This is a genomic window from Gordonia humi (assembly GCF_014197435.1).
Classification (GTDB): Bacteria; Actinomycetota; Actinomycetes; order Mycobacteriales; family Mycobacteriaceae; genus Gordonia; species Gordonia humi.
The window spans coordinates 2396573-2408494 of the sequence record NZ_JACIFP010000001.1; the positions used below are offsets into that span (position 1 = coordinate 2396573).

Here is an 11922-nt window from a genome sequence, read left to right on the forward strand (position 1 = left end):
GGTCAGCGGCGCTGCGACCGCACCAACTCCAGCGCCTCGCCGAGCAGCTCGCCGATGGGCTCCTTCGCGGTGAGGAAGCCGTCGTGGCCCGCGTCGGAGGAGATCACGCGCAGGTCGCCGACCGTGTGGGCGAGCTCGTCGGCGATCTGCTGTTGCTGGTAGATCGGGTACAAGCGGTCCGAGTCGATGCCGCCGACGATGGTCGGCACGGCGCAGGCGTTGAGGGCGGCCCGCCAGCCGCCGCGGCCGCGGCCCACGTCGTGGTTGTTGAGCACCTCCGAGAGGGCGACGTAGCTGCCCGGGTCGAAGCGCGACTTGAGCTTCTCCGACTGGTATTCGAGGTAGCTGGCGATCGCGTAGCGGCCGCCGGTCAGCGGATCCTCGTCGCCCTGCGGTTGATTCTCGAACCGCTCGTCCAGCTCGCGTCCGCTGCGATACGACAGGTGCGCCACCCGGCGGGCGATGCCCATGCCGGCCATCGGCTCGCGGCCGGTGCCGTAGTAGTCGCCGCACTGCCAGTCGGCGTCGGCCTTGATGGCCGCGATCTGCGTGCTCTGGGTGCCGATCTGGTCGCCCGAGGCGTGGGGGCCGACGGCGAGCACCAGCGCGGCGTCGATCCTGTCCGGATGGCTGACCGCCCACTCGAGTGCGCGGGCGCCGCCCATCGATCCGCCGGCGACGACGGCGAACCGCTCGATGCCGACCGCCGAGAAGGCGGTCCGCTCCGAACGCACGAGGTCGCGCACGGTCAGCAACGGGAAACGCGAACCCCACGGCTTGCCGTCGGGGGCCGGGGAACCGGGACCGGTGGAGCCGTAGCATCCGCCGATCGCGTTGGGGGCGACGACGCACCACTCGTCGGTGTCGACGGCCGCGCCGGGGCCGATCAGGCCGTCCCACCATCCGGTCATCGAGAACCGTTCGTCGGCGGGGCCGGTCACATGGGAGTTGCCGGTCAACGCGTGCAGCGCGAGCACGATGTTGTCGCGTGCGGCGTTGGGCCGACCCCACTTCTGAAAGGTGACCGTGACATCGGCGAGGACCGCCCCCGAATCGAGGGACAGATCGCCGATGCGCACGGCGACGTCCGACCCGTCCGGGGCCGCGGCCCAGTCCGGGTCGAACGCCGTGGCGGCCGGGTCGAGGATCACCGACACCGGACGCCTCCTTCGTGAGTTCGAATCACTTGGCGGCCTTGAAGCCCTCGGTCAGGTCGGCCAGGATGTCGTCGATGCCCTCGATGCCGACGGCCAGGCGCACCAGTCCCGGTGTCACACCCGCGGACAGCAGTTCCTCCTCGGTCAGCTGGCTGTGCGTGGTGGACGCCGGGTGGATCACCAGTGAACGCACGTCGCCGATGTTCGCGACGTGGCTGTGCAGGGTGAGAGCGTTGACGAACTTCTTGCCGGCCTCGACGCCGCCGTCGATCTCGAACGCGATGATCGCGCCCTGGCCCTTGGGCAGGAGCCGCTGGCCGATCTCGTAGTACGGCGACGACTCGAGACCGGCGTAGGTCACGCTGGTCACCTGGTCGTGCCCGTCGAGGAACGCCGCGACCTTCTGCGCGTTGGCGACGTGGCGCTCCACGCGCAGGCTCAGGGTCTCGATGCCCTGGGCCAGCAGGAACGCGTTGAACGGCGAGATGGCCGAACCGGTGTCACGCAGCAACTGCACGCGCGCCTTGAGCGCGTAGGCGGGTGCGCCCAGGTCGGCGAACACGACGCCGTTGTAGCTGGGGTCCGGGGTGGTGAAGCCGGGGAACAGGTCCTGACCGTCGCGCTGCACACGCCAGTCGAAGGTGCCGCCGTCGATCAGGACGCCGCCGATCGAGTTGCCGTGTCCGCCGATGTACTTGGTGGCCGAGTGGACGACGACGTCGGCGCCGAGCTTGAGCGGATTCAGCAGGTACGGGGTGGCGACCGTGTTGTCGACGATCAGCGGCAGCCCGGCGTCGTGCGCCACCTTCGCCAGGCCCTCGACGTCGAGGATCTGGTTGTGCGGGTTCGAGATCGTCTCGGCGAACACGGCGCGCGTGTTCGGCTTGATCGCGGCCTTCCAGGACTCGAGGTCGTCGGGATCCTCGACGAACGAGACCTCGACGCCGAACTTGGGCAGGGTGTAGTTGAAGAGGTTGAACGTGCCGCCGTAGATGCGCGGGCTCGAGACGACGTGCCCGCCGGCTTCGACGATGTTCTGGACGGCGTACGTGGTCGCCGCCATGCCGGAGGACACCAGGAGCGCGGCGACGCCGCCCTCGAGCGCGGCCAGGCGCTGCTCGACGGTGTCCTGCGTCGGGTTCATGATGCGGGTGTAGATGTTGCCCGGCTCGGCGAGTGAGAACAGATTCGCGGCGTGGTCGGTGTCGTTGAATACGTACGACGTGGTCTGGTAGATCGGGAGGGCGCGAGCATTGGTGGTCGCGTCCACGACCTGCCCGGCGTGAACCTGGGTGGTCTCGAAGCTCCAGTTTGCGGCGTCAGACATGAGACGTCATCACTTTCTTCTGGTCGGCCGGGCGCACTGCCCGCTTGTTCCTTGGGTCCGACCTTCGGACCCGCGCTTGCGGCGACGAAGCTTCGCCCCGTTGCCGCCAGGTCATCACCCGGAGCACCCCACCGCGGTTGGAGGGTTGCCGGTCAGCAAGCCGGGGCTCACTGCTGACGCTCATGACCTGAGAACGAGAGTATCGCACGCGTGTACTCGGGTGAGAATGCCCGAACCTCCCGGGCCTGAAACCCTTTCGCCGCCGTGCGAACCTGTGCTAACAGGCAGCCGTCCGACAGTCGACTGGCAAGCGTCGTCTGATCGATCGACATGCGCGGGCGCGCTCCACCCCATGCTATTAGTGAGGCATGCCTAACCTCAATAGCAAACGAGAGTGCAACAGTGCGGATACGTTCTGTAGCGCCGATGCGACGGACCGGGTCGACCGTGTGAACTCTGCGCCACATGTGATCTGCGTCGTACGGAAGCGACTCCGGGCGCTCAACGATCTGGGAGTGACCAAGACACGAACCCTCCCGCTACTTCTCATGTCGATCTCCGTGATCGCCGGCGTGACAGCCCTGGTGAATCCGGCAGGCGGAAGTACGGCATCGGCGGACTCGTGCGGCAACGGCGGTGCCGTCGTCGTCGCAGGCACGCTCGCTCCCCGCAACGCGGACGGGGTTCCGGCGGGCGGCGTGACGGGCGTCGGAGATCGGTACGCGGACCGCGGCTATCAGGTCGCGTACGTCGACTATCCGACATCTCTGTGGCCACTCGGCCCGATCAGTTACGACGACGACGTCGCCCTCGGCAAGATCGCCACGGAGAACGCCATCGTCGACTACCAGCAGCGCTGCCCGGGACGGCCGGTGGTCGTCGCCGGCTACTCACAGGGCGCCCGCGTCGCCGGTGACGTCCTCTCGGACGTCGCGAACGGTCGCGACGCCAACGGCGTGCGACAGGCGGGCCTGTCGGGCGAGCTGTACTCCGATCCGCGACGCGTGGGCCGGGCGGACGGCACCGGCGTCGAGAACTCCCTCATCGGGTTGCTCCCCGGGACCACCATGTCGGGGCCGCGCGACGGCGGGTTCGGCACCATTCCGGTCCGTCAGGTCTGCGCTCAGGGCGACGGCGTCTGCGACGTCCCCGATCCGCTCTACGACCCGATCGGCGCAGCGGACTCGCTCGTCGGCTACTTCGTCAAGCACGGCTACTACCCGATGCGCATGCGGACGACGCCGGCCGACTGGGCGGGCGTGGACTGCCGGACGCAGGGCGCCACCGACGACTGCGTGGTGCCGCAGACGTCGGCGGCGTCGATCGTCGCGGCCGGTGCCGCACGCGAGACGGGCACGCCGCTGCCGGCCCTCGACACGGCGGCCACCGCGGTGGAGGGCCGGTCGGCGCTCGATCTGACGCCGGGCCTCACGCTCGCGTCGCTCCGTCCGATCGTCGGCGGCCGTCCGGACTCGTCGTCGGGCGATCTGACGATCGGCGTCCGGACCGTCGTCGCCGGTCTGGTCGGCGTGGATGTGAGCCGCAGCTGGGGCACGGAGAACAGCCTGTCGGTCGGCGTCGACCTGGGCGTCGGGATGACCGATTCGCCGGCCGTCCCCGACGCGCTGGTCCCGGACACCCGACTGCTGCGCACGGAGCTCGATGTCCCGATGATCGACAGCCGGAAGCTGCCGGGCATCGTGTTGAATCCGTCTCGGGCACTCGGCGACCGTGCACCCGAGAGTGCGATCCTCGCGGACCAGGCACCGACGACGCAGCCGTTGCTGACCGTTCGGGCGGCACCGCGCACCATCGCGGACACGACGGTGGCGGCCGGTCCGTCGACCCCGCAGATCGCTCCGACTCCTGCGCCGCGGGACGTCCCGACGCCGACCGCGCCGACCGCGGGGCCGCAGTCTCCCGCGTTCATCCGGAACGCGATCGCGACGGTCCGGGTCGGACAGTGACGGCGGGCATCGCGCCGAACGGCGTCAGACGATGCTGCGGCCCTCCTTGCGGGCCTGGCGCCACTCCTTATAGAAGGCGCGCACGATCACGCTGAGCATGCCGAGGGTGATCGCGGGCCAGACGAGTACATACAGGGTCATCCAGAAGGTGGTCATTCGGTGGCTTCCTCTCCGGTGGCGGCGACCGCGGGGGTCGTCGGGTGGTCGTCGCTGTCGTCGAAGCGGCCGGTGCGATCGGCGATGACGGCGAAGTCGAACCTCTTATCGGTGTTGAGCATGGTCAGTCCGACGCATACGAGCGTGCTCACCGCGTACGCCACGAGCGATGCCGACAGCACCGCGTACTGGTGCAGGAATCCGATTGCGAACGGGGCGGCGATGATCGGTGCGACGATGCCGATGACGAGTGCGACCGTCTTGCCGAAGAAGCCGAACGCCATCAGTCCCAGGACGACGCCGATCCCCACCGTCGACAGCACGTCGAAGAAGATTCCGACGCCGCCGTCCATCGAGATCCAGGAGAAGCGGACGGGCAGGAAGAAGATCAGCGCGACGACGACGGCGACGCTGAACGCGAGGTTGGTCACTCGGTTCCAGTAGAAGGAGGCGATCACCGGGAACACGAGCGCACCCCACAGGGCGCCGACGAACACGAGCAGGTCGAGGACGTTGAGGTGCTGTGCGGCGAAGACCATGCCGAGGACGGTGGCGACGACCATCGTGACGCGGCCGATCATGACCATGGTGGCCGGGTTCGCCTTCCTCTTGCCCGCGATGTTCTGTCCGTAGACGTCGGCCATCATGATGGACGCGAGGGCGGTCATGTCGGCGTCGGCCGTCGAGGCCAGCGAACCGATGATCATGACGAAGAACAGGCACAGCAGGACCGCGGGAAGGTACGTCGCCGCCATCTGGGGGATCAGGTTGTTGACGTCACCGTCCATCGGGCTGATCCCGGCGTACAGACCGAGGACGCCGAGCATCCCGATGCCGATGATCGCCGCCCCGTAGCCCACGGTCGCCGTGACGAAGGTCTTCTTGATCAGATCCTCGCGCACGGCGAACAGGCGCTGGGCGATGGTCTGGTTGCCGATCGCGTATGCGAGGACGGCCGCGATGTAGGGGGCGCCCTGGTTGAAGAACGCGTCGGAGGAGAAGAAGTCGCGCTGCTGATCGGTGAGGTTGTGCGCACCGCTGGTGAACAGATCCGGGCCGCCCGCGGCGAAGAACACCACCGGAATGATGATGACGACGGCGCCGAGCATGAACACGACTTGGACGAAGTCGGTGAGCACGGAGGCGCGGAAGCCAGACCACAGCGTGTACAGGAGGACGCCGCCGCCGATGGCGACGATGCCCTCGACGAAGGTGAACGGCGAGAGCATGTCGATCAGTGCGCCGCCCGCGATCAGGTTGGAGGTCAAGCTGATCAGACTGCCGAGCACATTCGAGCCGGCGAGCAGGAGTTGGCTCGACCGCCCGTGGCGGGCGAACATGACCTCGGCGATCGTGTGCGCATTCGGCGCCACCGCGCGGATCCGCTTGCCGAACGGGTAGATGAGCAGGATCATCAACGCGCCCCAGAGTCCGTAGTGGATGGGCCCGGAGACACCGTAGGTGTAGCCCGATTCGGCTGAGGCGTACATCGACGACGCCCAGATCCAGGTCGCGGTCATCGATGCGGCTGAGATGCCGTATCCGATCTTGCCGCCGGCGGTCATGTATCCGTCGGCGTTCTCCTTCTTGCGTCCGATTCGGAGCGCGATGTAGAGACTGGTGCCGAAGAAGGCCACGAAGAGCAGGATGACTATCGGGCCGGAGAGGGTTGTCAGTTCTGACACGAGTGAATCGCTTTCACATCAGGCGGCGCGGGACCGCGACGAGGTGGACGAGGATTCAGCGGTCAGTCGGGAGGTTCGAGCTGTCCGGGAGTGATCGTTCTCGCCGAGAACGAGATCCGCGTTGCTGAGCGGGGGACGGTGACACTCCGGGCCGTCGACACAGTGGTCCTTTCTCTCCAGGTGGCGTCGCATACGACGCGAGGCATCCTCTGTCTTTACCCAACGGCCCGCGCGGAAGCCAGTTCATCCGTTTGCCCGACAATGCCGTCGATGCGTCATATGCACTGGTGAGGTGTGGTGATCACACGAGGGGGTGCAGTGCGGAAAGTCACACTCGGGTCGACTGTCGCAGTGCGGGCAGCGCCACGACGGCGAACGGGTTCTCGGTCCGCGGTCGCCTGACCTCGGCGCCGAGTGCGTTCACCGCGGACAGCGCGGCCGCGGACAACGCGGCGCGCATCGAGTTCCAGTCGGTGGCGGTCGTCTGCGGGGTGCGGCTGACCAGCACGACGATGAAGCGCCGATCGGTGCCGACGACGCCTGCGCTGTGCAGGTGCGCGGTGTCGGCCAGGCAGCACATCCAGCCCTGCTTCACGGTCGTGAAGGAGTCCAGGTCCTCGCTGCGCAGCCCGAAGAGCTGATCGAAGCCGTCCGCGGCGACCGGAGGGGCCGACTCCATCGGTCCGAGCACGATCTCGCGTGCGAACTCGGGAAGTCCGAGAACGTTGTCGAACACCCGGGCCACCTCCCGCGCCGTCGTGGTCGTCGCGCCCCAGAACGAGCCGTCGACCGGTGGCGCTGTCTGCCGGAGACCCCACATCGTGTCGAGTCGGCGCAGGACGTCGACACCGTCGAACCGCACCCACAGCTCGTTCATGGCCAGGTCGTCGCTCGGTCCGAGTGCGCGGCCGATGAGATCGACGTCGTACGGGTCCACCGGAACTCCTGCGCGGCGTGCACCGTCGACGATCGAGGCGGCGACCATCAGCTTCGCCAGCGACGCGGTGAACATCGGCTCGTCGGCGGCACCGGAGACGGCGACCTCACCCGTGTGCCGATCGACGACGACGGCGCCGATCCGCGTGGACGATCCCGGTGAGGGGCTTTGCGCGCCCGCCAGCGTCGCGGCGCGGGCGGCACGATCGGCGGGGGAGCCGACGACCCCGTCGCCGGTCGGCGCCGCCGAACCGGATGTCAGGAAACCGCAGGTCGCGACCAGAACCGCGAACACGGCGACACCGACGGGTGTCATCCACCGTGCCGCGGGTCGTCGAACCTTCACGAAACGGAAGTTTAGGCGATGACGCCGATCAGAGGATATGCGATCGGGCACGCTCGGTGAGCGGAATCACCGCGGTGTCGGGAAGCCCGCGACGGGGTCCGCACGTTATGGCACTGTGCGTGAATCTCCTGTGACCCTCGATCATGCCCCGGCCGGCACCGACACCTCCCGTCGATCGCCTCGGCTGGCGTTGATCATCCTCGTCCTGGCACTCGGCGGCTTCGGGATCGGGACCACCGAGTTCGTGGCGATGGGACTGCTGCCCGACATCTCTCGTGACCTGGGGATCACCGAGGCGACAGGCAGCCATCTGATCTCCGCGTACGCGATCGGTGTGGTGATCGGAGCGCCGGTGATCGCCGTGGCCGCCGCCCGCATGTCGCGTCGTACGCTGCTGATCGCGCTGATGGTCGCGTTCACCGTCGGCAACGCGTTGAGCCTGGTGGCACCGTCGTACGGCGTGCTGATGGCGGCGCGAGTGATCGCGGGTCTGCCGCACGGTGCGTACTTCGGGGTGGCCGCCCTGGTCGCCGCCCACGTCGCGGGGCCCGGGCGCCGCGCCAAGGCCGTCGGACAGGTGATGCTGGGACTGTCGGTCGCCAATGTGATCGGCGTGCCCGCGGCCACCTGGCTCGGGCAGAGTTTCGGCTGGCGTGCGGCGATCGCGATGGTCGTGGTGATCGGCGCGGTCACCGTCGCCGCCCTGTGGCGGGTCGTGCCGAGTCTGGCCGATATGACCACCACCGATCCGCGGACCGAACTCGGCGGCCTGAAGAACCGGCAGATCTGGCTGACTCTACTCGTCGGCATGGTCGGGTTCGGCGGCTTCTTCGCGTTCTACACGTTCCTGAACTCGGCGCTGACCTCGCTCGGCGGTCTCGCCGAATGGACCGTGCCGATCGCGCTCGCGCTCTTCGGCGTCGGCATGGTGGTGGGCAACCTGGTCGGCGGTGCACTCGCCGACCGCCTCGGCGACCGCGCCATCGCGATCGGCATGATCGGTGCGGCCGCCGCGCTGCTCGTCTTCGCGGCGACGGTCACCACCGGGTGGCCCGCCGTGGCCGTCGCCTTCCTGGTCGGCATGTCCGGATCGGTCGCGATACCGGGGCTGCAGACCCGGCTGATGGATGTCGCGCAGGACGCGCAGACGATCGCCGCGGCGCTCAACCACTCGGCGCTCAACGTGGCGAACGCCATCGGCGCCTGGCTCGGCGGGGTGGTCGTCGCCGCCGGGTGGGGTTACCGCGCGCCGTCGTTGGTCGGCGCCTGCCTCGCGTTCGGGGGAGCCGTGGTCCTGGCCGTCGCCGTGCTGGTGAACCGCCGGGAATCGTCCGTTGTCGGCGCCCGAGGATAAGGTCGGGCCGTGACGAACTCCTTCACCATCAGCACAGTCAACGTCAACGGGATTCGCGCCGCGGTCAAGACCCGCAACGAGAACAATCACGGCATGCTTCCGTGGCTGTCGGAGAACACTCCCGATGTGGTGCTCATGCAGGAGATCCGCGCATCGGAGGCCATCACGCGGAAGGCCCTGGCGCCCGCGCTCGACGACGGTTGGCACCTGCACATGACCGAATCATCGGTCAAGGGGCGCTCGGGCGTCGGCATCCTCTCGCGCACCGAACCGACCGCCGTCCGCACCGGCTTCGGCAGCGACGAGTTCGACGAGCTCGGGCGCTACATCGAAGCCGACTTCGACCTCGGCGGAGGGCCGGTGACCGCGGCGAGCCTCTACCTGCCGTCGGGCGCCGCGCTGACCGACGATCCGAAGGACGTCGAGAAGTACGAGGAGAAGGTGCGCTTCCTCGACGAGTTCGGGCCGTACCTGGACGGTCTGCGCGACGACGCGCGCCAGGTGGTGGTCGCAGGCGACTGGAACATCGCCCACACCGAACGCGACATCAAGAACTGGCGAGGCAACCGGAAGAACTCCGGATTCCTGCCACACGAGCGCGAATGGGTGGGCGCCCGCATCGACGGCGGTTGGGTCGATGTGGCGCGCACCCACCACGGTGACGTCGACGGTCCCTACGCGTGGTGGTCCTGGCGCGGTAAGGCCTTCGACAACGACTCCGGCTGGCGCATCGACTACCACCTGGCGACGGCGTCGCTCGCCGACCGACTCCAGCGGACCTGGGTCGATCGCGCGTCGGCCTACGACCGTCGCTGGTCCGACCACGCGCCGGTCACCGCCGAGTTCGCCTGAGCGAAACCCGGTTGCGCCGATCTGAAAGAATCGGCGCATGACTTCTGCGCAGCCCACACCGCGTCGCCGCGTCCTGTCCGGGATTCAGCCGACGAGCGATTCGTTCCACCTCGGCAACTATCTCGGGGCGGTCAAGCAGTGGGTTGAACTGCAGGAGGACTTCGACGCCTACTACTTCATCCCGGACATGCACGCGATCACCGTGCCGTTCGAGCCGAAGCAGTTGCGCGAGCGCACGCGTCGCAGTGTCGCGCAGCTCCTCGCGGTCGGCGTCGACCCGCAGAAGGCGACGATCTACGCGCAGAGCCAGGTTCCCGAGATCTCTCAGCTGAACTGGGTGCTGACCTGCATCACCGGTTTCGGTGAGGCGAGCCGGATGACCCAGTTCAAGGACAAGTCGGCCAAGGCGGGGCAGGACGCCGCCGGCGTCGGACTGTTCACCTACCCGATTCTGATGGCCGCCGACATCCTCGCATTCCAGGTCGACGCGGTCCCGGTCGGTGAGGACCAGCGTCAGCACCTGGAGCTGACTCGTGACCTCGCGCAGCGCTTCAACAAGCGTTTCGGCGCGTCGTTCACCGTGCCGATGCCGCACATCGTCGAAGAGTTCGCGAAGATCTACGACCTGCAGAACCCGACGGCCAAGATGAGCAAGTCGGCCGACAGCGACGCCGGTCTGGTCAACCTGCTCGACGATCCGAAGCGCTCGGCCAAGAAGATCCGCTCCGCGGTCACCGACAACGACCGCGTGATCGCCTTCGATCGTGAGAACAAGCCGGGCGTCTCGAACCTGTTGACCATCCAGTCCGCACTCACCGGGCGCGGTGTCGACGAGATCGTCGCATCGTATGACGGGAAGGGCTACGGCGACTTGAAAGTCGACACCGCCGAGATCCTGACCGACTTCGTGACCCCGCTGCGCGGAAAGGTCGAGGAGATCCTGGCAGATCCGACATACCTCGACACGATCATGAGCGACGGCGCGGCCAGAGCCAGGGAGATCGCCTCGGCTACCCTCGCAGACGTCTACGACAAGGTAGGGTTCGTCGCGCCGTAAGAGGAAGCTGAGCGAGAGGGACGCGTGGACCGGATCAAGGCATTCTTCGCCGGATTGCCGGCGCTGCTCGAAGCGATCAAGCAGTGGCCGGTGGTGGGCCGCATCTTCGCGATGCAGGATCATTACACAGCGCGTCGGGGCAACGTCTATGCCGCGGCGATCAGTTTCACCGGCATCCTGGCGCTGGTACCGATCCTCATGGTCTCGTTCGCGATCGCCGGCTTCGTGCTCGCGAGCCGACCGGAGCTGATCACCGAGATCACCGACGCCGTTCTCAAGAACATCCCCGGCGACCTCGGTAAGCAGCTCAACACCGTGATCGACTCGGCGATCGCCTCGCGTGCCACGGTCGGTGTGCTCGGTCTGGCCAGCGCGGCGCTGACGGGCCTCGGTTGGATGGGGCTCACGCGCAACGCGCTCAGCGACATGTGGGGCGGGCGCCGCAAGCGCAATGCCGTCGTCGGCAAGCTCGTCGATCTGGTCATGTTCGTCGCGCTCGGGCTGCTGTTCGTCCTCACCATCGCACTGACCGTGGCGACCACCGGGCCGGTCGGGCAGTGGGTGATCGATCAGCTCGGCATCGAGCAGTCCGGTGGAGGCAGACTGCTGCTGCGGGTGGCGTCGATCGTCGCCTCGGTGATCGCGACGTGGCTGCTCTTCTCGGTGGTCCTGTCCCGGATGCCGATGCAGACCATCCCGATCCGCGTGGTGATGCCCGCGGCCGTCGTCGTCGCGGTGTTCTTCGAGATACTCAAGTCGCTCGGCGCGGTGTACCTCCGGTCGGTGTTGAGCAGCCCGGCGGGTGCGGCCTTCGGACCGATCATCGGCGTCATGGTGTTCGCGTATCTCGCCGTCCGGGTGGTGCTGTACGCGACGGCGTGGACCGCATCGAACCCGGACAACGTCGAACTGCTCACCGACGACGAGGTCGAGTCGAACGGAGACGAGACCGAACACGAGCCGGTCTACCTCGCCCCGGTGTACGAGGTGTCCCCGACCTCGAAGACACGCAGCCTGGTCACGGCTGCGGGTCTGGGAGCGGCGATCGGCGCCGTGCTCGGTCGGCGACGGCGCTGAGTCGTTCG

At 67.8% G+C, this 11922-nt stretch carries 10 protein-coding genes and 1 riboswitch; of the genes, 5 read left to right on the forward strand and 5 right to left on the reverse strand.

Features of this window, described 5'->3' with window-relative positions; translation table 11 throughout:
• Nucleotides 1–2 precede the first annotated feature (2 nt).
• Both metX and BKA16_RS10945 read right to left on the reverse strand, forming a co-directional pair.
• A complete protein-coding gene (metX, locus tag BKA16_RS10940; protein WP_183370678.1) occupies nt 3–1157 on the reverse strand; it encodes a homoserine O-acetyltransferase MetX in 1155 nt (384 codons plus the stop codon).
• Nucleotides 1158–1182: 25 nt separating this feature from the next.
• Nucleotides 1183–2484 carry a bifunctional o-acetylhomoserine/o-acetylserine sulfhydrylase gene (locus BKA16_RS10945; RefSeq protein ID WP_183370679.1) on the reverse strand — a complete coding sequence of 434 codons (1302 nt, stop codon included), beginning with the start codon at nt 2482–2484 and terminating at the stop codon, nt 1183–1185.
• 67 nt (nt 2485–2551) lie between these two features.
• A riboswitch (SAM riboswitch) is annotated at nt 2552–2672 on the reverse strand.
• A 327-nt stretch (nt 2673–2999) separates the two neighbouring features.
• Between BKA16_RS10945 and BKA16_RS10950 the strand changes: the two genes are divergently transcribed.
• Nucleotides 3000–4451, forward strand: coding sequence for a PE-PPE domain-containing protein (locus tag BKA16_RS10950; protein ID WP_343067372.1), 1452 nt, complete (start codon nt 3000–3002; stop codon nt 4449–4451).
• A gap of 24 nt (nt 4452–4475) precedes the next feature.
• Here the strand turns inward: BKA16_RS10950 and BKA16_RS23655 are convergent, their stop codons facing one another.
• From BKA16_RS23655 to BKA16_RS10960, 3 genes are all read right to left on the reverse strand, one after another.
• Nucleotides 4476–4607: a putative transporter small subunit gene (locus BKA16_RS23655; protein ID WP_221246809.1), complete on the reverse strand. Its 132-nt coding sequence runs from the start codon at nt 4605–4607 to the stop codon at nt 4476–4478.
• Complete coding sequence (locus BKA16_RS10955; protein WP_387996737.1) at nt 4604–6292, reverse strand: sodium:solute symporter family protein; 1689 nt, start codon at nt 6290–6292, stop codon at nt 4604–4606. Before BKA16_RS10955 ends, BKA16_RS23655 begins: the two co-directional genes overlap by 4 nt.
• A 328-nt stretch (nt 6293–6620) precedes the next feature.
• Complete coding sequence (locus BKA16_RS10960; protein WP_183370680.1) at nt 6621–7574, reverse strand: D-alanyl-D-alanine carboxypeptidase family protein; 954 nt, start codon at nt 7572–7574, stop codon at nt 6621–6623.
• Between the two features lie 115 nt (nt 7575–7689).
• On the opposite strand from BKA16_RS10960, the gene BKA16_RS10965 reads away from it, so the two are divergent.
• From BKA16_RS10965 to BKA16_RS10980, 4 genes are read left to right on the forward strand one after another with little or no spacing between them, the layout of a single operon-like run.
• A complete protein-coding gene (locus tag BKA16_RS10965) occupies nt 7690–8928 on the forward strand; it encodes an MFS transporter (protein WP_382427140.1) in 1239 nt (412 codons plus the stop codon).
• Between the two features lie 9 nt (nt 8929–8937).
• Nucleotides 8938–9780 (forward strand): exodeoxyribonuclease III, encoded by an 843-nt coding sequence (locus BKA16_RS10970; protein WP_183370682.1) that lies wholly within the window; start codon nt 8938–8940, stop codon nt 9778–9780.
• 37 nt (nt 9781–9817) lie between these two features.
• Nucleotides 9818–10837, forward strand: coding sequence for a tryptophan--tRNA ligase (trpS, locus tag BKA16_RS10975; protein ID WP_183370683.1), 1020 nt, complete (start codon nt 9818–9820; stop codon nt 10835–10837).
• A 24-nt stretch (nt 10838–10861) separates the two neighbouring features.
• Nucleotides 10862–11914, forward strand: a complete 1053-nt coding sequence (locus tag BKA16_RS10980; protein WP_183370684.1) for a YhjD/YihY/BrkB family envelope integrity protein — start codon at nt 10862–10864, stop codon at nt 11912–11914.
• Nucleotides 11915–11922 lie beyond the last annotated feature (8 nt).

Bases quoted from the DNA above. Each gene is read 5' to 3' on its own strand.
- BKA16_RS10945 (WP_183370679.1), bottom strand. From the start codon at position 2,484: ATGTCTGACGCCGCAAACTGGAGCTTCGAGACCACCCAGGTTCACGCC.
- BKA16_RS23655 (WP_221246809.1), bottom strand. From the start codon at position 4,607: ATGACCACCTTCTGGATGACCCTGTATGTACTCGTCTGGCCCGCGATC.
- trpS (WP_183370683.1), top strand. From the start codon at position 9,818: ATGACTTCTGCGCAGCCCACACCGCGTCGCCGCGTCCTGTCCGGGATT.